This window comes from Occallatibacter gabretensis, from assembly GCF_001449115.1.
GTDB classification, from domain to species: Bacteria; Acidobacteriota; Terriglobia; order Terriglobales; family Acidobacteriaceae; genus Telmatobacter; species Telmatobacter gabretensis.
The window spans coordinates 364,798-383,821 of the sequence record NZ_LAIJ01000001.1 but is presented as its reverse complement, the minus strand read 5'-3'; the positions used below and the strand labels follow the sequence as shown (position 1 = coordinate 383,821).

The following is a 19,024-nucleotide window of genomic DNA, read 5'->3' as shown; positions in this document are numbered from 1 at the left end:
TCTACCCGATTGCATTTGCGGAAGTTGCGGGTTATGGTCCGAGGAATCAGGAGGAGAACGAAATGATTCGCGGAGTCAAGATTGTGAGTATTCCGGTGAGCGATCAGGATGTGGCGCTAAAGTTTTACACAGAAAAGCTCGGGTTCAAGGTGGCGACCGATCAGCCGATGGGACCGGGGCAGCGGTGGATTGAGCTTTCGATTCCTGGGTCAGCGACGAGCCTAGCGCTCTTTACGCCGCCGGGGCACGAGAGCCGCATTGGCGGGTTTCAGCCAATGACGTTCTGGTGCGACGATGTGTTTGCAACGGCGGCAATGCTGAAGAACAACGACGTGGAGCTGGAAGAAGAACCGCGTAAAGAAGTGTGGGGCACGATGGCGAAGTTCAAAGATCCAGATGGAAATGTATTTGTATTTTCGAGCAGGTAATAGGACTACTTGCTTGCGGCGATCATCTGAGCGGCGTGCTGGAGGCTGGTGTCGGTCACCTTGGCGCCGCTTAACATGCGGGCGACTTCGTGGGTGCTGGCGCGTTGATCAAGCAGGCGGACATTGGTCTTGGTGCGGCCGTCGGCTTCCTTCTTTTCGATAAGAAAATGCTGGTCGGCGAAGGCGGCAATCTGCGGCAAGTGAGTGACGCAGAGGACCTGCTGGCCACGGCTGAGAGCCTTGAGCTTGTGGCCGACGGCATCGGCGGCACGGCCTCCGATGCCGATGTCGATTTCGTCAAAGACAAGCGTGCGTGGGGTTGGGATTTTTCTGTCAACTTTCGAAGAGTGCTCTTCAACAGCGACTTTAAGCGCGAGCATAACGCGGCTCATCTCGCCGCCGGAGGCGATCTCATGCAGAGGCTTGAGGGGTTCGCCGGTGTTGGTGGCGATGCGGTACTCGACCTCATCCCAGCCGTTGGCTGTCCACTGCGCATCATCCTGCAGATCGAGGACGGCGATTTCAAACTTGACTTTCATGGCGAGCGAGTTGATTTGTGCTTCGGCCTGCTTTGTGAGCTTTTCGGCGGCGGACTTGCGGGCGGCTGTGAGTGTGGAGGCAGCTTTTTTGTACTCGTCGGAAGATTGCTGCACCGCTGCGCGCAACGTCTTGAGGGCTTCGTCGCGGTTCTCGACTTCGGCTAGCTTGCGGCTGACCTCTTCCCCATAGGCAATAACTTCGGCGACGGACTTGCCGTATTTACGCTTGAGGCGGTCGAGGGCGGCGAGACGATCTTCGATTTCAGAGAGGCGCTCCGGGCTTGCGTTAATCCCCTCTGCGTAGTCGCGGAGTGTAGCGGCGACGTCGCCGACTATGGCGCGGGCGGATTGAAGCTGTTGTACAGCTTCTGTAAATTTGCTGTCGTAACGGGCGAGCTCTTCGACGTTGCGGATGGCGGCGCGGAGACCTACTTCGGCTGAGTCCCCGCCTTCATAAAGCTGATCGAAGGCTCCCATAGCGGCGGCGTAGAGCTTTTCGGCGTTGGCCAGGACACGCTTTTCGGTTTCAAGAGCTTCGTCTTCGCCAGCTTCGAGATGCGCGGTCTCGATTTCTTTAACTTGATAGCTCCAGAGATCGACCATTTTGAGCCGATCAGCTTCGCCCTGCAGCAGGTCGGTGAGCCTTTCGGATGCTTCCTTCCAGGTTGAATAAGAGGCTTCGACAGCGTATGTGGAGATTCCACCGAAACGGTCGAGAAGATGTTTCTGCTGGGCCTGATCGAAGCTGGAAAGTGTCTCACTCTGCGCGTGCACAAGCGCCAGTTCCGGCGCGAGTTGCTTGAGCACGCTGACTGTGGCGGGCTGGTTGTTTACGAAGACACGGCCTTTGCCATTGGCGAGAACTTCACGGCGAAGGATGATCTCGGCGCCTTCAGAGTCTATGCCGTTTTCTTCGAGGACCGATTCGGCTACGGGTGTGGACTCAAAGACACAGGCGACGACAGCTTTCTCTGCGCCATGGCGCACGATTTCTGCCGAAGACTTGCCGCCCATAAGCAGCGCGAGCGCGTCGACGAGAATGGATTTGCCTGCGCCGGTCTCGCCGGTGAGCAGGTTGAGCCCAGGCCCGAAGACAGCGATAGCGTGATCGATGACAGCGTAGTTTTCCGCGCGCAGCTCAATGAGCATTTTTGATCGAATCCGTGCGCAGCATAGCATGTGCGGCGAGCCTATCGCTGTTTCAGAAGCAACGAATAGCGCAGGTGGCACCATCTCGATAACTTGGAGTACCTGTCTGCGTCTGATACCGTGAAATCCAGAGGTGAAAGCCGATTTTTATAGCAGCGTTTCTCCTTATTTTCCAGGCTGAGAGCGATACGACCGCTGCCCCGGCGGCAGGCGGTCTTTCCCACGGCGCAGGCGCGCTGACCGAGATGGCAAGTAATATGGGCCCCATTGCGATGGGCGTACTGATCATATTGCTCATTGCGAGTCTTTATTCATGGACGATTATCCTGGGCAAGCTTGGCACTTTCAAGCGGGTGACGGACCAGAGCCGCAGATTTATCCGCTCCTTCCGCAAGGCATCGCGGCTGCAGGAGATTTCCACATTGGCAGCAGACTTCAAGTCGAGCCCGCTGGCGCAGGTCTTTGAGGATGTTTACGAGACCTACAAGCGCCAGACCGGAGGCAGCGGGCCGCCGCGCAATATGGCGCCGCTGGAGCGCTCAGCGCAGACAGCGGCCAGCGAGGCCGTGACGAACCTGGAGCGGCGGCTGACGTGGCTTGCGACGATTGCAGCAGTGAGTCCGTTCGTGGGACTGTTTGGCACGGTGATGGGCGTGGTGGATGCATTCCATGGTCTTGGAACTGCCGGGGCGGCAACACTGCGCGCGGTGGCGCCGGGCATCAGCGAGGCGCTTGTGACCACAGCGGCTGGCCTGTTTGTGGCCGTGCCTGCACTTGTGGCGTATAACCAGTTTGCCGCGCGGCTCCGTGTCTTTGCAGCAACCATCGACGACTTCAGCCGTGAGCTGTTGAATTCGATGGAGGAAATTCCTGTGCGCTCTGCCGGATCCGTTCCGAGCGCAATGCCTGGCTCCATGCCACGCACCATTCCCGAGGGCGGACGAGAGCTGCCAACGCGAGGTTAACTGCTGTGGCATTTACTACTGCGAACGGACGGACACAGACTTCACTGGCGGAGATCAATATCACTCCGCTGGTGGATGTGGTACTGGTGCTGCTGGTGATCTTTATGATTACCGCGCCGGTGCTGCAATCGGGCATTGAGGTAGTAGTTCCCAAGACGCGCACGGTGAAAGAGATTACCGAACAGCGCATTGTGCTGACGATTGACCGCGATGGCTCCCTGTTTCTGGGCGACAAGCCAGTAAACATCCATGCACTACCCGCGATGCTGCGCTCCGGCGTCGATCCGTCGCACCAGGTAATTTATCTGCGCGCCGACGAGCGCGTGGAATTTGGAGTCTTTGCCAGTGCGATGGATGCGGTGAAGCAGGCAGGGATTACGAATATCTCGATTGTTACGCAGCCGCTGGAAGGCAAGACGGCAGGCCGATAGAACGATGAGCAATCTTCTGGAAGGCGAGGAACACCTGGAGCAAGAGCTCGCGGGAGAGCCGTTTGCGGCCCCTGCAACGGGTTCTTTGTTGCTGCATCTGGGCCTTGCTGCTCTGGCGGTTGTGTATGCGGTGGCCGGAGGTTTCTTCCACTCCAACAACTGGGGTGGCGCTACTGTTGGCGGCGCGATCCAGGTGAATGTCACGAACACGATTCCGCTGCCGAGCACACAGCCGCCGAACGAGAATGTTCTGGCTACTGAAAAGCCCAGCCCGGCGCCTGCTCCTCCCGCACCAAAAGCTGCGCCGCAGATCGACGATAAAGCGATTCCGATCCAGGGCAAGCCGGAGAAGCTTAAGCAGCAGAAACCCGCTCCAAAGGCGACTCCCAGCAAACAGCCGCCTCCGCCACCCACAAACCGAGCGCAGTATGGCGAGCAGGCAGCGAACAATCTTCCCCGCGCCGTGCAGGGACAGCAGACAGTGAACGGGCCTGTGAATGTAAAAGGCAGCGACTTTGGCAGCATGTTTCCGTATTACATCCAGGGCATCCAACGGAAGATGGCGGCTAATTCCAGCATGCAGCTTGTGGATTCACGAACTCCGAAGGGAACCAAGGCTTTCATTCTCTTCACCATTCATAAGGATGGAACGCTGAGTGATGTTCAAATGGATAAGTCGAGCGGCAGTCCATCGCTCGATCGAGAGTGCCTTCGCGCGGCGCAGCGCGTCGATTCCTTTGGTCCTTTACCACCGGCGTACAACGGGAGCACAGTGATTACATCGTATTATTGTGAGTTTTAAACAAGATGCATAACCGGCTCACCGGCAACAGCCGAGCGTATAGATTATTTGCCCGGCACGATGACGAGGAGGGATAGCTAGCAGAATGAAGCCTTATTTCCGATTTATCTTCCCCGCTTTACTTGCGTATGTCGGCATGTTTACGCAGGCACTCCATGCACAGGACTGGATTCATACCGGATCGAACCTGGGCAACGCCCGCATCCGCATTGCTGCGGCGGATTTCAAGTCCGCGAATGAGGATCCGCAAACGCCCTCGCTGAAAGCGACGTTTGACACGACGCTCTATAACGACCTGTCAACCGCGGGTATCTTCGACCTGGTTTCGAAGAGCATGATTCCGCAGGCCGTGGCCGGATCCCCGCAGGAAATTCACCTGCAGGATTGGGCTGCTGCGCCGGCAAGTGCGCAGATGGTGGCTTTCGGCGCGCTTTCTGTCTCCGGCGGAAAGGTGATGGTCAATGGCTGGCTCTTCGATACCGCGAACACAGCGAACTCGCAGATTCTGACGCGCCAATACAACGAAACGGCAAGCCAGGAGATGGCGCGGACGATCGCTCATCGCTTTGCGGATGAGATTATTCTGCGGCTGGGCGGCGGCATTAACGGCATTGCCGAAACAAAGATTTATTTCGTCAGCTCGCGCTCAGGGTCTAAAGAAATCTGGGCCATGGACTACGACGGGCAGAATCAACACCCGATTACGCGCCTTGGAGCGATTTCGCTTTCGCCGCGCATTTCGCCGGATAACAGCAGACTGGCCTTTGCTTCTCTCGGCAAGGATGGTTGGTCGATTCGCATGTTCTCGCTCGATCTGGGCCGGATGGTGAGTTTTACTGGTGGAACGGCGGGCGGAAGTAATTTCAGCCCGGCATGGTCTGCGGACGGAAACAAGATTGCGTTCTCCTCGGCACGCTCCGGCGCATCGGAGATATGGATTTCGGATGCCAATGGCGGAGGGCCGAAACAGATTACGGCTTTCCGGAAGGCAGATGTTTCTCCGACGTGGAACCCGCGGACGAACGCGCAGCTGGCTTTTGTGAGCGGACGCACCGGGCTGCCGCAGATTTACACCATGGATCAGGATGGCTCCAATGTGCAACGGCTGACGGATGGCGGATATGCGATTTCGCCCTCGTGGTCACCGAACGGGCAGTTTCTGACCTTCGCATGGAACCGTAAATATGGGCCGGGAGATCCGGGCGGACAGGACATTTACGTAATCGATATTGCCAGCAAGCGCTGGATGCAGCTCACTCATGAATCTGGAAATAATGATTTTCCCTTCTGGGCGCCGGATGGACGGCATATTGTCTTTGAGCGGGCGGCAGGCGGACACAGCGAGATCTGGACGATGCTCGCCGACGGGACGGAGCAGCATCCCCTGACACGCTCCGGCAACAACTTTATGCCGAACTGGAGCTGGAAATAAATGTGCAAACCAACCCGAGGATGCGGCATCCTAACGGTTAAGTGCAACGATTTGAGCCGCATTATGGGAATCTGTCGTGCTGAAAAGGTCTAAAATTTCATTGGACGGATTTACAACGATTCCTTTAACCCGTAGAAGGAGATGCACTTTGAAATATTTTAATCGTCTGCTCGTTCCTGTCTTACTGTTGGCATCCCTTGCAGCTGTATCTGGATGCAAGAAGAAAGAAAAGCCAGCCCCGCCGCAGGCGGAAACTGCGCCTATGGCTACAGCGCCGGCTCCAACCGCACAGATCACCGCGACGCCGACATCAATCTCCGCAGGTGATCAGATTGTGCTTTCCTGGCGTACGACGGATGCTGACAGCGTCACGATTGACGGCATCGGGCAGGTACCTTCCGGCGGAGTGAAGAACGTGCAGCCGACCAGCTCTACCAGCTATCACCTGGTGGCACGCGGCCCGGGCGGCGTGGCAGAGTCGACGGCGCGCGTGACCGTCAGCGGTGCGCCGGCTGTTTCGGCTCCCACGAGCGGGATGAGCGACGATCAGGCATTCCATGCGAATGTGCAGGACATCTTCTACGACTATGACTCTGCGGATATTCGCTCGGACGCGCAATCGACACTGTCCAGGGATGCTGCGTATCTGAACAGCCATCCAGATATTCGATTCATCATCGGCGGCTATTGCGATGAGCGCGGCTCGAATGAGTACAACCTTGGCCTGGGTCAGAATCGCGCCGAGGCAGCAAAGAATGCGCTGGTGAACGCGGGCGTGTCGGCTTCGCGCATCCGAGTGATCAGCTATGGCAAGGAAAAACCGTTCTGCACACAATCCACTGAGGACTGCTGGCAGCAGAATCGCCGTGCAGGATTTGCGATTGATAAGTAAATCACTTGATTAAAATCTAAAATGAAATGAAATGTTGTGGTCCACGTCTTTAAAACAAGATGTGGGCCACAACGTTTGAAGCGGGTGAATATATGAAGAGATTTAATACAATCCGTCCCTACTTTACTGCCGCGCTGATTACCACGGCTCTGTTTGTCTTTGCACCTGTGCCCAGCCATGCAGGCACCAAAGAAGATATACAGGCGCTGAAGGATCGCGTGGATCAGCTTGTGGATTCGGTGCAGCGGCTTCAGTCTACTGTGGACTCAAAGATGGGCGTGCTGCAGCATCTTGCGGAGCAAACTGCGGACAACTCAAACCGCGTTTCCGCGGCGATGGACGATTTGCAACGGAAGCTGGCCACGCAGAATGAGGCTTTGAGCGGCAAGGTGGATACGGCTTCCGGTCAGATGCAGTCGGTGAATGATTCGATTGATGAGGTGAAGGCGCGACTGGCGAAGCTGGATCGGTCTGTTCAGGAATTGCAGACGCAGATTCAGAATACCCAGCAGCAACAGCAGCAGCCTGCTCCTTCAGGTGGTGGTACGCCAGCGCCGGGCCCGGGCGCTGGTGGTGGAACGGCGAACAATGGCGGTGGTGCACCTGCTGCGGGACCCGCGGCGAATCCGGCTCCGCCGCTGCAGGAGACATATCAGGCGGGTGTGCGAGATTACAACAGCGGCAAGTACCAGGTTTCGCAGAGCGAGTTTCAGGATGTAGTGAACTACTATCCGCAGGATGATATGGCCGGCGGGGCGCAGTTCTACCTGGGCGAGATTTCGTACAAGGGTCAGGATTATACTGGTGCGGTGAAAGCTTACAACGTGGTGCTCGAGACCTTTCCGAACAGCTCAAAGGCTCCGGCGGCGCAATTGCATAAGGGCTATGCGCTGCTGTTGATGAACAAGAAAGATGCGGGGGTGCATGAGCTGCGAGCGCTGATTCAGAAGCATCCGGATAAACCGGAGGCGATGCAGGCGCGAAGCAAGCTGAATGGGATGGGCGTGAAGATCACGCCCACCGCTTCGACAAGACCGACTGAGTAATCCTGTGCGACTGTGCTTCTGAAGTAGTTTGGTTTGTTGCGGTTGCCGACGGTCCCACAGTTCTTGCGAAAATCTTTATGCGATCTTCATTCTGAAACTGTGCAGGCTGCACAGGTGAAGCAAGTCTTTTTGCACAATTTCCGGTGCAGAGGGGATGGGGGAGGGGTACCCTACCCTCCCCTAAAGACAACGGCCCGAATCCATGATGGATTCGGGCCGTTTTTCTTCTGCTAATTATGAGTAAAGCACAAATGGGGTTAATTCTACGCAAACTATTTGGAGGGATTTGCACGAAGGTCCAATGGACTTTGGTAACTATGAAATACGATCGTGTTCCAAGCTACTCACCTCGCGCACAGCGCATCAGAGCGGTGTTCCGGCGGTGGACCTGTATGGCACTGTGGATAGGATTCTACTATTAGTTTCAGGAGGAAAAATGGCTAAGCAGGCAGCGGCAAAGGCGCTCGGAGTTTCTTTGGAAGAAGCCAGGGAGATCATTCTGGCCGGTGAGCAGAAGGCACATGAGATTGGTGTGCCGATGAATATTGCGGTGGTAGATGCGGGCGCGAACCTGGTGGCTTTTGCGCGCATGGATGGTGCGTGGATCGGCAGCATTGATATTGCCCAGAACAAAGCATTCACGTCGCGGGCTTTTAACATTGAGACCGGAGCTTTGGCCGAACATTCGCAGAGCGGCGGTCAGTTTTTCGGCATCCATGCATCGAATCATGGCCGGATCATGATCTTTGCCGGAGGCGTGCCTCTCAAGCGCGATGGCGAGGTTGTGGGCGCGGTGGGCGTGAGCGGTGGCTTGGGAAAAGAGGATCAGGCTGTGGCGGAAGCTGCTGCGGCTCGATTTGCAAGCTGACAGGCTGCCGATTGCGATGATCGTGAACACCGCAGTGGTGAGCCTGCAGGACGCGCCACAAGGCTAGAGGGATTTTGATCAAGGCGGCGGCGTAAAGTGAGCAGCTGGTAACAAGAAATTCGGAATAAGAAAAAGTAAACGGCCCGAATCCACATGGATTCGGGCCGTCTTTTTCTGCTGATTATGAGTAAAGCATAAATGGGGCTAATTTTGTGCAAACTATCTGTTCTAGCTTCAAGAACGGTCGGTCCGCCGCGGCATTGAATGCGACTCGGGCACGTGCCGGGCAGTATTCTGAACCGGAGAAGCCATGCCTTACGAAGCCCACCCGGAGTTCGAAACGCCACCCGATGACACGATTCTGTGGCGCTACCTGGACTTTGTGAAGCTGGTCGATCTGATCGAGCACCGTCGACTGTGGTTTGCCCGCGTCAACACCTTTGAAGATCCGCTGGAGGGAACGCACACCGACGCGGAAGTCAAGTACCTTCGCGCTCTTCCGCCTCCATCTTCGCCGCTAAGCGGACCCACTCTCGTAGAGCAGTACGTGGACATGACGCATAAGTACCGCGAGACTATGTACGTCATCTGCTGGCGAGCTGCGATAACGGAGTCGATTGCCATGTGGGACATCTACGGGAAGGGCAGCGGTGTGGTGGCAATCAAGTCTACCGTCGGGCGGTTCAAAGAGACACTCAGAGCCCACCCGCGCAAGGTCTTCATCGGCCGAGTGAAATATGTGGAATGGAGCACAGTCGCGTGGCACCTGAATGCGCTACCAATGGTCATGCGCAAAGACCTGTCGTACGAGCATGAGCAGGAACTGCGAGGAGTCCTTTCGGGTCTCGGAGAAGTATGTGAATTACCCATAGCGCCGTACTCTCTTAGCCCAGGTGGAGAATACATCAGACACTGGCCGCGGGGAATTGAAGTTTCCTGCGACCCTGAAAAGCTGGTGACCGAGATCATCATCGGTCCCCATGAACAGGAAATGTTCGAGCAGGTCCTGGTCCCTATGCTGCAGCGCTACGGACTGGCCATCCACGTCACCGCATCGGACCGTCTGAAGGCGCGTCATCCACGATCTCCAAAGTTAGAATGACCGACAGGATAAAGATTTGGTTGGATATCGAACGGACTTGGCGTATCCTCGATTGGCGGATGGCCTCGGTCCCTCGCTCTTGGGGACCGGGAGATGCCACAAACCTCAACCCAGAGTCCGTTCGCGATGCTCCCGATCAACCCCCTTAAGTCGGCTTACTTTTAGAAATCAAGCTGGAAGGTTTTAAACAACTCTCGCCATTGTTCACAAGACTATTTCTGTCCCAAAGGCTCAGTCCGAACCTAGTAGCAACCGCAGATCCTTCACTTCGCCTGAAGAAAGCGGCTCCATTCAGCGACTGTCTGGGTTTGTCAAGGCAGGATATGGAAAAGCGGAAAAACGGTGGTGCTGTTTTCCCGCTTTCCCACATCCTCGGCTGCGGCGGCGGGCTGAGATTAACCTGCCGTTACGGCTTCCAGCTGACGGTATGGCGATACTTGCGACGTGCGCTGGCGGACTTCGCGGGCCTTGGCGTTGAGGCGGACCAGCAGCTTGTGAGCCAGCGCGATGCGAACGACTTTTGGAGGCTTGACGGCTGCTCGCAGGCGTTGCTGAAAAGCGACGAAGTCGGGTTCGTAGCGACCCACCACGCTGGCCACGATGAAGAGGATTTCGCGCACTGAACTACGGCCGCCGCGCACACGGCGCTTGCCCTGATGCTTGCCCGAGTCCGCGGCCAGAGGCGCTACTCCAGCCAGCTTCGAGATGGTCTTGTTCGATAAGGCGCCGATCTCGGGCATCTCCGCCATGAGACGCGCGACGGTGCGGCTGGCCACGCCCTTGATGGAGCGAAAAGCCTGGTTGAGTTCGCGCCACAGCGGGTCGGCTTCGATCAGGGCGGCGATCTTCTGTTCCAGATCGCGGATCTGGAGGGCGATGAGCGCCAACAGATCGTCGAAAGAAGCTTGTACAAGAGGCTCGGCGATGAGCCGCTGCTGATTCAGCTGCGCGGTGCGCACTTCGGTGAGCTGGCGCAGGCGTGTAGCCAGGGCGCGCAGATGCCGCTGGGCGCGCGGCGCAAGACACATGGGCGGGCACTTTTTGACTTCGGCGTAAAAAGGCGATCATGGCGGCGTCGATCGCGTCGGTCTTTTCCAGCCGGCCCATGCTTTGAGCAAACTGGCGCACCGCGCGCGGGTTGAGGATGGCGGTGGGCAGGCCGTGCTCGGATAGCTGCGCGAAGGCCTGCTGTTCGTAGCCGCCAGTGGCTTCCATGGCTACCAGTTCGACCTGGTGCGCGCCACAGAAGGCGGCCAGTGCGGCGATGCCGGCGGGGTTATTGGCAAAACGCTCGGATGGACCGAAGCGCCCGATGCACGCCTCCAGAGACGAAGAGGCGATATCCACTCCACAGATGATCCCTGTCACGGTAACCTTCCTTGTAAGTGCGACTGAGTGTCCTGCGACTGTTCGGTCGTACGTGACTTGGGCAGCGGTCCCTGTGCTGAACGTCGGTCCAAAAGACCACAGGATGAACGGGTGCCGTCCGCCCGCGGGGGAGCCGATGCCTCGGCTCCCCCAACGCAACAGTTTCTATCAAAACTGCCGCTTACTCAGAGATACAAGGATGACAATGTCTGATTTTGTGGGAAAACTTGAAGAATAGAAAAGCCCCGCCGAAGCGGGGCTTTTGTTGGAAAGTACAAGGAAATAATCCCTGGCTTTGGCACGGCTAAAGCCGTGCCCTTTCAAAGCAAGTACTTATTGCAGGCTGGTCATTAGCTGGTCGAGGACGGCCTTGGAGGGACGCGTCACCGATTCGGGCTGCTGGCCGAGGGGTTCGTCGACCAGATTGAGCAGGTCTGTGAACGAGGACTTCTGCGTGTCGATGTAGAAGACGCCGGTGAGGACTTCGCCTTTGGCGTGCGAGTCCATGAGGAGCTGCACGGCCTTGATCTTGTCCGTTGGGTCGTAGTCTTCGCGGAGCTTGCGTAGGCGAAGGCTGGAGCCATCGTGCATCTCGACGTCATAGGTGGTGCCGGGGTCGTAGTCGACGTGGATGTCTTCAAAGCTGGCGACGAAGCCGAGCTCATTGATGGGCTCGTCGTGTTCCTGCATGAACTTGTAGCTCTTGGTGGAGCCTTCGTGATCATTGAAGGTGACGCAGGGGCTGATGACATCGAGCATGACCGTGCCCTTGTGCGCGATGGCCGCCTTGAGCATGGCGAGAAGCTGCTTCTTGTCGCCGGAGAAAGAACGACCGACGAAGGTTGCGCCAAGCTGGATGGCGAGCGAGCAGGTATCGATAGCCGGGAGGTCGTTGACGATGCCGGTCTTGAGCTTGGAGCCGATGTCGGCGGTGGCGGAGAACTGTCCCTTGGTGAGGCCGTAGACGCCGTTGTCTTCGATGATGTAGATCATCGGGAGATTGCGGCGAAGAAGATGCACAAACTGTCCCATGCCGATGGATGCGGTGTCGCCGTCGCCGGAGACGCCGAGCATGGTCATGGTGTGGTTGGCGAGAATTGCGCCTGTGGAGACTGAAGGCATGCGGCCGTGCACGGAGTTGAAGCTGTGCGAGCGGGACATGAAGTAAGCCGGCGACTTGGAGGAGCAGCCGATGCCGCTCATCTTCATGACGCGCTCCGGCTCGACACCCATCTCATACATGGCGTCGATGATGCGCTCGGAGATGGCGTTGTGGCCGCATCCGGCGCAGAGCGTGGACTTGCCTCCGCGATATTCCAGGACGGGCAAGCCGATGTGGTTGACTTTAGGTGCGGGCGTTGATGTCGCCATTTTCTAATTCCTTTTGAGGGTTGATTCCCTCAGGGGCTAAAGCCCCAAAACTTTTCTTGTGGCTGGTAGGCCGGGGATAAATCCCCGGCCTACCAGCCGTGCCCTGTTACAGACCTTCCCGGGTTGCAAACTCTTCCGTGATGCTGAGGGCATCGATCGGCAGACCGTTGTAATGGAGAATGGAGCGGAGCTTGACGGCCTGTTCGGCGGGCAGGTCGAGCTTGAGCAGGCTCAGGAGCTGTGCGTCTCGATTCTGCTCCACGATGTAGACGCGCTCGTGCGAGGCGACGAAGTCGTGAATCTCATGTGCGAAAGGATAGGCGCGGATGCGGAGGTAATCGACATCCACGTTGTAACGCTTCTTGATCTCGTCGAGGCTTTCCTTAAGGGCGAAGTCGGTGGTGCCGAAGGCGATGACGCCAACCTTTGAACCGACGTTCCTTTCAAGGATGGGAGCGGGGACGAGCTTGCGCGCGTTCTCGAACTTGCGCGAGAGGCGATCCATTACGGCGAGGTATTCTTCAGGCTTCTCTGTGTAGCCGGCGGATTCATTGTGGCCGGAGCCGCGAGTGAAGTAGGCGGCCTTGTTATGGCGAGTGCCGGGCAGGGTGCGCCAGCCGATGGCGTCGCCGTCGACGTCTTTGTAGCGGGCGAAGCTGCCGAGCTTATTGAGATCTTCCGCAGTAAGAATCTTGCCGCGATCGAGTGGAGTCTCCGGGTAATCGAACTGCTCGGACATCCAGTTGTTCATGCCGAGGTCGAGATCGGTGAGGACGAAGATCGGAGTCTGAATGCGCTCGGCGAGATCGAAGGCATCGTGGCTCAACTCGAAGCACTCCTTGACGGAGCCGGGGAGCAGGATAATGTGCTTGGTGTCACCGTGCGAGAGGAAAGCAGTGGAAAGCAGATCCGCCTGCGAGGTGCGCGTGGGCATGCCCGTGGAGGGGCCGGTGCGCTGCACGTCGAAGATGACGCCGGGGATCTCAGCAAAGTAGCCGAGGCCGGCGAACTCTGCCATGAGCGAGATGCCGGGGCCGGAGGTGGAGGTCATGGAGCGAGCGCCTGCCCAGCCTGCGCCGAGGACCATGCCGACGGCGGCGAGCTCATCTTCTGCCTGGATGACGGCGAAGGTGGCTTTGCCTTCCGGAGTGACGCGGAACTTCTTAAGCAGGTCCGAGGTGGCTTCAATGAGTGAAGTGGAGGGCGTGATGGGATACCACGCGACAACCGTGACACCCGCGAAGACCGCGCCCATGCCGCAGGCCGCGTTGCCATCGATGATGATTTTGCCGGCGGTCTGGTTCATGTGCTCGATGGCGTAGGGGTCCTGCTTGACGAGCTTTTCCTGCGCGAAATCGAAGCCGGCCTTGACGGCGCCATAGTTCAGGTCGAAAACTTTTTGCTTCTTGGCAAACTGCTTCTTGACCGATTGCTCGATGACGGTGAGATCAAGCGAGAGAAGCTGCGCGACGACGCCCACATAGACCATGTTCCTGACGAGCTTGCGGAGCTTGGCCTCAGGGCATACGGCTGCGGTGATCTTGTCGAAAGGAACGGGGTAACAGACGACATCATCGCGATACTGCTTGAGGTTGAGACTCTCATCGTAGATGGCGACTGCACCGGCGGGAAGAGCAAGGATATCGCTCTTGGCTGTTTCTGGGTTCATTGCCACCAGTACTTCCGAAACGCGCTTGCGGGCTACGTAGCCGTCTTTGCTGGCGCGAATGGTGTACCAAGTGGGCAGTCCGGCGATGTTCGACGGGAAGAGATTTTTTCCACTGACGGGAACTCCCATTCCGAAGATGCTTTTCAACAGAACGCTATTGGCGGATTGCGAGCCGGACCCGTTCACCGTTGCTACGTTGATGCTGAAGTCGTTTACAACGCGCTGCTGTGCGCTAGATTGGCCCTGTTCTTGACCCAGGACCAGGTCTCCTGTCGCCATTTGGCGGGATCCCCTTAAAAAAGAAGTCTACGCAAGCAAAAATGTCCGCCGCGCTAGCTGTATACCGATTATATCCGCGTAAATGGTGCGATGTCCCGCGATGAGGGCCATTTATGGAGGGGTGTTGGCGAGGGTGAGTCCCGAAATGGGGACGAGGGATGAGTGGGGAAAACAGGGGCTGAAGACTATGAGACTGAGAGACTTCGGTTGGAGTCGCGGTTCCAGCGGTAGATGAGGATGACGGAGATGACGATTAGAGCGACGGTGAGGCCGATCCAGAGGCCGTAAATGCCCCAATGGAGCAGGAAGCAGGAGGCGATGCCGAGGGGCAGGCCGAGGAGCCAGTAGCCGAAGAAGTTGGCCCACATGGCGACACGGGTTTCTCCGAGACCGCGGAGAGCGCCGGTGGAGACGGCCTGGATGCCATCGAAGACCTGGAAGATGGCGGCGAGGCCGAGAAGGCTGGGGCCGACGGCCATGACGGCGGCGTCGCGGGTGTAGAGGGCGATGAGCGGGCCGGGGGCAACGAAAAAAGCGATGGCGGCGAGAAGCATGAAGCCAACACCGAGGGCAATGGCGAGCCAGCCGGCGCGGCGGGCTTTTGCTACGTCTCCCGCTCCGATGGCGTGGCCGACAGAGACGGCTGCGGCTGAGGACAAGCCGAGGGGCACCATGTAGGTGAAAGATGCGTAATTAAGTGCGATCTGGTGGGTGGCGAGCTGGACGGGGGTGAGCCATCCGGCGGCGAGAGTGGCGAGGTTCCATGCGCCGACTTCGAGGACAATCTGGCCGGCGGCGGGTGCGCCGAGGCGCGCGAGCTGACAGATTTTAAGCAGACTGATGCGCGCCCAGTGGCGGAAGAGCGGATGGCCACGCCGTGCCTCGTAGCGCCAGGCGTAGAAGAAGAGGATGGCAGCCATGGAAACGCGCGCAACGCAGGTGGAGATGGCGGAGCCGGGAACGCCGAGACGGGGAAAGCCGAATTTGCCGTAGATGAGGGCCCAGTTGCCGAACCAGTTGAGGATATTGGCGAAGACGAAGGCGACGGTGATGACCCGGACCTGGCCTACGCCCTGAAGATAGCGGCGGGCGGCGGCGTAGAGGAGCAGCGGGAGGGTTCCCAGCGTGAGAATGCGGAGGTAAGCACCGGCGGGAATGGCGACGGATGGCGCGATGCCGATGTGGGCAAAACCTAAGCTGAAAGCGATGCCGAAGAGCATGAGCGGCGGGGTGATGATACAGGCGAGATAGACACTCTGGGCGAGCCAGTGATGGCAGGCTTCGTGATCGCCCCGGCCGTAGGCTTGCGAGACGAGGGTATCGAGGCCGAGAAGAAGGCCGAAACCGAACATGGACGGGGTGTAGTAGACGGCATTGCCGAGAGCGACGGCTCCGATGGCGGAGGGACCGAGACCACCGACCATGATGGTGTCGACGATGGACTGGAGCATCCAGCCGATTTCACTGAGGACGACAGGGAGGGCGAGCACGATCATGGCGCGCAGTTCCCTTCTCCAATCTGAAGAGACCTGGTCGGGCTGGATGGCTTGCGACATGATTCCAATGTATAGGGTGAGGACGGTTGACGCAGCGGCGTGGCTGCGGTAATTTGATGGCAGCGCGAAGGGCGCATCCAGTCCGCGGAAAGGGCCGTGCCCACCTTAGAGCAAGACAATTGAAACGAAACTTCTTTCCTGCCTGATCAGTGCGGATTCCGGGCGCATACCGAAAGGAGCTTCGTATGTCTGATTCGTCTGGCGCATTGCCTATTAAGAGTCTTCCTGCTCGTCCAAACCTTGAACAATACAAGAAACAAGCCAAAGAACTGCTGCGCGCGTGGCGCGATGGTGAGGGCGAAGCTTTGACGCGTGCGGGGCAATCTGCTTCGCGCGAGAGTATGGCTTCCTTAACGAATGCGCAACTGGTGATTGCGCGCGAGCATGGCTTTCCAAGCTGGCAGAAGTTTGCTGCGGAGATTGAGCGATTGAGAGTGGCGCGGGTTGTGGCTGAGATGGATGATCCCGTGGCTGCGTTCTTGGTTTCCGCGACTGTGCCGACGGATGGCAGCAGTCATACAGATGGAACGCTGGATGAGGCGAATGCAATTCTGGTGCGGGAGCCGGGGACCGCGACTGCGAGTATCTATACGGCTGCAGTGCTAGGAGATGAAGCAACTGTGCGGCGGTTTCTGGCTGCGGATGACGGCCTGGCGACTGCTAAAGGTGGGCATCATGGATGGGATGCGCTGACGTATTTGTGCTTCTCGCGGTATCTGCGGCTGGATGAAACGAAGAGTGATGCCTTTGTGAAGACGGCGCGGGCGCTGCTAGAGGCGGGCGCGGATGCGAATACTGGATGGTTCCAACACTACGTGTATGACATTGGGCCTAAGGATGAGTTTGAGGCTGTGATGTATGGCGCGTCGGCTCTGGCACGGAATGCGGAGCTGACGAAGCTGTTGTTGGAGTTTGGTGCAGATGTGAATGACGGCGAGACGGCTTATCACGTATCGGAGGGGTACGACAACACGGTGCTGGACATTCTGCTGAAGAGCGGGAAGTTTAACGCGACAGCGATGGCTACGATTCTGATACGTAAGGCAGACTGGCATGACTTTGAGGGTTTGAAGCTGGCATTGAGCTACGGAGCCGATCCGAACGGCATGAATCACTGGGGATTTTCCGCAACGCACCATGCGGTAAAGCGCGACAACTGGACCGAGGCGATTGCGGTGCTGCTGGACCATGGCGGCGATGTGACGTTGAAAAACAAGTTTGGCTTTACAGCGGCAATGCTGGCTGCGCGGCGCGGGCGCGGAGATGTGTTGAAGCTGTTTGCAGAGCGCGGAATCGATACAAAGCTGGAGGGCGTGCATCGGCTGGAAGCCGTGTGTGCGCTGGCAGACGATGATGCGATTCGGGGTTTGCTTGCGGAGGAGCCGGGATTGCAGACAGAGTTAGTGAAGGCAGGCGGAACGCTGCTAGCGCAATTCGCGGGCAATGGAAATACAGAAGGGATGAAGCGGCTGTTGGAGTTGGGTGTGCGATCAGATGCGTTGTATGAGGGTGATGGGTACTTTGAGATTGCGAAGGATTCGACGGCGCTGCATGTGGCGGCATGGCGCGGGCAGCAGGAGGCGATGAAGTTGCTGATTGAGCACAGAACTCCGGTGAATGCGCTGGATGGCGACGGGCGAACTGCGCTGCAGCTTGCGGTGCGGGCTTGCGTGGATTCGTACTGGAAGCGGCGGCGGACGCCGGAGTGGGTTGAACCGCTGCTGAGGGCTGGGACGAGTCTGGATGGCGTTGAGATTCCGTGTGGGTATGCAGAGGTGGATGAGTTGCTGAAGGAGTATGCGAAAAGTAAATCCTAGTTCCCTGCTGAATGCATTAGATCGGGCCCGGTGCAAGTCGGGTCCGGTTGGATGGGTGCGGAGAGCATGGTGTAGCCGTCTTTTCCTTCGCGGATGTGGAAGTAACGGCTTGGCAGACCCTTTGAATCCATCGCGCTTTTGCCGGGGACGCTGGTTTCCAGTACTGAACTCATCTCTACCTGAAAGACTCCTGGAGTGGTGCAGGCCCGGACGGGGCCGGAACCGTGTGAGAGAAATTGCTTATCGTCTGGCTTAATGGGCGGATTCAATTCGTCGTGAACCTTTTCCAGATCGGAGATATTTTCCGATGCCGTGAGGTTGCGTGACTCCTCCCACGGCGCTGAAATCCACTCTTCGACGAAGCCACGCGCGTGATTGGCGATGGGACCGATCCGTTGGACGCCGTTGTCCGTTACCTGGTAGCGATAGATGACACGCCGCTCGGAACTGGTTTCAACAAATTCCATCTCGTCGGCATTCAGGCGTAGATCGAACGTGTTGCCATTAGCTTTCAATGTAATCTCAGCATCCCCGAGCGAATAATCTCTTCTCATATGCCACACGATGCGAGGAACATCTGCACTACTACCAGGCGCGAGGACATCGATATCGAAGACGCTGAATCGAGATGTACACCAGGGAGTTCCGTGTGCGACCGCTAGGCGCCATGAGCCGTTTTGACCTGGAAGAAATGCAGTGAGGAAAAAGTCTCCGAAGGCGTCTGATATTTGATCGAGTTTGTTTGCCTGCCAGCGAAGTTGACGCTTCCACGACCCATCACGCAGAGCGTAGACCAGGAGCATGTTGTCGTTGCCGCACTCGATGTTGATGGAGAACTGGACGGCGATAAGTCCGGAAACATTGGTAGGGCGACTCACTTGCACTAACAGATTGTGGCCGTAGGAGCCGAGGACTTCTGTGTAGCGGGGATCGTTGTTCTGAATCGCAGTGTTGCCTGGCGGCTGTGGCGGATTAGCGTGAAGGGCTTTTGCGAGTGTGTCTTGCAGGGTGGCGGGATTTGCGTCTGATCCAGCACAGGCGAAAGCTGCGTCTGCTGTGCGAGTTAAGGCGTCCTTCAGTTCCCGCGTATGTGTACTTGTTGCAGCGGGAATTTTCGTGTCCATCTCCTCGTACGAAGCCTTACGCAACTCGGCCTGGGCGAATGTGGCTTGTTGCGCTGCTTGTGGGACGGCACCGGGCACGCAGGGATTCTGCGCAGCGCAGGTCGCTGCGAAGGTCAACAGAGCGAGCATTGCGACAGATTTCACGGCGCGATTATAACGCAGGATCAAATGTCTGCAACTACGTAG

Annotated in this window: 15 protein-coding genes and 1 pseudogene; 10 read left to right on the top strand and 6 right to left on the bottom strand. The window is 57.7% G+C overall.

All coding sequences use genetic code 11. The features are described 5' to 3' along the window. The first annotated feature begins 62 nt into the window (after positions 1-62). Positions 63-428: a VOC family protein gene (locus VO84_RS01565; RefSeq protein ID WP_058185579.1), complete on the top strand. Its 366-nt coding sequence runs from the start codon at positions 63-65 to the stop codon at positions 426-428. Positions 429-433: 5 nt separating this feature from the next. Here the strand turns inward: VO84_RS01565 and recN are convergent, their stop codons facing one another. Then, positions 434-2,116, bottom strand: coding sequence for a DNA repair protein RecN (recN, locus tag VO84_RS01560; RefSeq protein ID WP_058185509.1), 1,683 nt, complete (start codon positions 2,114-2,116; stop codon positions 434-436). A gap of 245 nt (positions 2,117-2,361) precedes the next feature. Between recN and VO84_RS01555 the strand changes: the two genes are divergently transcribed. The 8 genes from VO84_RS01555 (at position 2,362) to VO84_RS01520 (ending at position 9,654) form a co-directional block, all read left to right on the top strand. Continuing rightward, positions 2,362-3,081: a MotA/TolQ/ExbB proton channel family protein gene (locus VO84_RS01555; RefSeq protein ID WP_082661600.1), complete on the top strand. Its 720-nt coding sequence runs from the start codon at positions 2,362-2,364 to the stop codon at positions 3,079-3,081. 5 nt (positions 3,082-3,086) lie between these two features. Continuing rightward, on the top strand, positions 3,087-3,512 hold the full coding sequence (locus VO84_RS01550) for an ExbD/TolR family protein (protein ID WP_058185508.1): 426 nt from the start codon (positions 3,087-3,089) through the stop codon (positions 3,510-3,512). Positions 3,513-3,516: 4 nt separating this feature from the next. Next, positions 3,517-4,314: a cell envelope integrity protein TolA gene (locus VO84_RS01545; RefSeq protein ID WP_058185507.1), complete on the top strand. Its 798-nt coding sequence runs from the start codon at positions 3,517-3,519 to the stop codon at positions 4,312-4,314. Positions 4,315-4,399: 85 nt separating this feature from the next. Then, on the top strand, positions 4,400-5,746 hold the full coding sequence (tolB, locus tag VO84_RS01540) for a Tol-Pal system beta propeller repeat protein TolB (RefSeq protein ID WP_058185506.1): 1,347 nt from the start codon (positions 4,400-4,402) through the stop codon (positions 5,744-5,746). A 262-nt stretch (positions 5,747-6,008) separates the two neighbouring features. Continuing rightward, positions 6,009-6,638: a peptidoglycan-associated lipoprotein Pal gene (gene pal, locus VO84_RS01535; RefSeq protein ID WP_082661610.1), complete on the top strand. Its 630-nt coding sequence runs from the start codon at positions 6,009-6,011 to the stop codon at positions 6,636-6,638. Positions 6,639-6,730: 92 nt separating this feature from the next. Continuing rightward, entirely contained in the window at positions 6,731-7,684 is a 954-nt protein-coding gene (locus VO84_RS01530; protein WP_157439659.1) for a tetratricopeptide repeat protein, read from the top strand. Between the two features lie 436 nt (positions 7,685-8,120). After that, positions 8,121-8,552, top strand: coding sequence for a GlcG/HbpS family heme-binding protein (locus VO84_RS01525; RefSeq protein ID WP_058185503.1), 432 nt, complete (start codon positions 8,121-8,123; stop codon positions 8,550-8,552). Between the two features lie 310 nt (positions 8,553-8,862). Continuing rightward, on the top strand, positions 8,863-9,654 hold the full coding sequence (locus VO84_RS01520) for a hypothetical protein (protein ID WP_058185502.1): 792 nt from the start codon (positions 8,863-8,865) through the stop codon (positions 9,652-9,654). A gap of 395 nt (positions 9,655-10,049) precedes the next feature. On the opposite strand, the pseudogene VO84_RS01515 reads toward VO84_RS01520, so the two are convergent. From VO84_RS01515 to VO84_RS01500, 4 genes and pseudogenes are all read right to left on the bottom strand, one after another. After that, positions 10,050-11,022: pseudogene (locus VO84_RS01515) on the bottom strand (IS110 family RNA-guided transposase). Between the two features lie 333 nt (positions 11,023-11,355). Continuing rightward, a complete protein-coding gene (locus VO84_RS01510) occupies positions 11,356-12,393 on the bottom strand; it encodes a 2-oxoacid:ferredoxin oxidoreductase subunit beta (protein WP_058185501.1) in 1,038 nt (345 codons plus the stop codon). A 106-nt stretch (positions 12,394-12,499) separates the two neighbouring features. Continuing rightward, positions 12,500-14,341, bottom strand: a complete 1,842-nt coding sequence (locus tag VO84_RS01505; RefSeq protein WP_058185500.1) for a 2-oxoacid:acceptor oxidoreductase subunit alpha — start codon at positions 14,339-14,341, stop codon at positions 12,500-12,502. A 185-nt stretch (positions 14,342-14,526) separates the two neighbouring features. After that, complete coding sequence (locus tag VO84_RS01500; RefSeq protein ID WP_058185499.1) at positions 14,527-15,897, bottom strand: MATE family efflux transporter; 1,371 nt, start codon at positions 15,895-15,897, stop codon at positions 14,527-14,529. Between the two features lie 185 nt (positions 15,898-16,082). On the opposite strand from VO84_RS01500, the gene VO84_RS01495 reads away from it, so the two are divergent. Continuing rightward, entirely contained in the window at positions 16,083-17,714 is a 1,632-nt protein-coding gene (locus tag VO84_RS01495; protein ID WP_197413854.1) for an ankyrin repeat domain-containing protein, read from the top strand. On the opposite strand, the gene VO84_RS01490 is transcribed toward VO84_RS01495, so the two are convergent. Further along, a complete protein-coding gene (locus tag VO84_RS01490; protein ID WP_157439658.1) occupies positions 17,711-18,982 on the bottom strand; it encodes a hypothetical protein in 1,272 nt (423 codons plus the stop codon). The genes VO84_RS01495 and VO84_RS01490 overlap by 4 nt on opposite strands. Between the last annotated feature and the right edge of the window lie 42 nt (positions 18,983-19,024).

Excerpts from the sequence above, each read along its gene's own strand:
- VO84_RS01565 (WP_058185579.1), top strand. The coding sequence starts at position 63 with ATGATTCGCGGAGTCAAGATTGTGAGTATTCCGGTGAGCGATCAGGAT.
- recN (WP_058185509.1), bottom strand. The coding sequence starts at position 2,116 with ATGCTCATTGAGCTGCGCGCGGAAAACTACGCTGTCATCGATCACGCT.
- VO84_RS01555 (WP_082661600.1), top strand. The coding sequence starts at position 2,362 with ATGGCAAGTAATATGGGCCCCATTGCGATGGGCGTACTGATCATATTG.
- VO84_RS01545 (WP_058185507.1), top strand. The coding sequence starts at position 3,517 with ATGAGCAATCTTCTGGAAGGCGAGGAACACCTGGAGCAAGAGCTCGCG.
- tolB (WP_058185506.1), top strand. The coding sequence starts at position 4,400 with ATGAAGCCTTATTTCCGATTTATCTTCCCCGCTTTACTTGCGTATGTC.
- pal (WP_082661610.1), top strand. The coding sequence starts at position 6,009 with ATGGCTACAGCGCCGGCTCCAACCGCACAGATCACCGCGACGCCGACA.
- VO84_RS01530 (WP_157439659.1), top strand. The coding sequence starts at position 6,731 with ATGAAGAGATTTAATACAATCCGTCCCTACTTTACTGCCGCGCTGATT.
- VO84_RS01525 (WP_058185503.1), top strand. The coding sequence starts at position 8,121 with ATGGCTAAGCAGGCAGCGGCAAAGGCGCTCGGAGTTTCTTTGGAAGAA.
- VO84_RS01520 (WP_058185502.1), top strand. The coding sequence starts at position 8,863 with ATGCCTTACGAAGCCCACCCGGAGTTCGAAACGCCACCCGATGACACG.
- VO84_RS01510 (WP_058185501.1), bottom strand. The coding sequence starts at position 12,393 with ATGGCGACATCAACGCCCGCACCTAAAGTCAACCACATCGGCTTGCCC.
- VO84_RS01505 (WP_058185500.1), bottom strand. The coding sequence starts at position 14,341 with ATGGCGACAGGAGACCTGGTCCTGGGTCAAGAACAGGGCCAATCTAGC.
- VO84_RS01500 (WP_058185499.1), bottom strand. The coding sequence starts at position 15,897 with ATGTCGCAAGCCATCCAGCCCGACCAGGTCTCTTCAGATTGGAGAAGG.
- VO84_RS01495 (WP_197413854.1), top strand. The coding sequence starts at position 16,083 with ATGTCTGATTCGTCTGGCGCATTGCCTATTAAGAGTCTTCCTGCTCGT.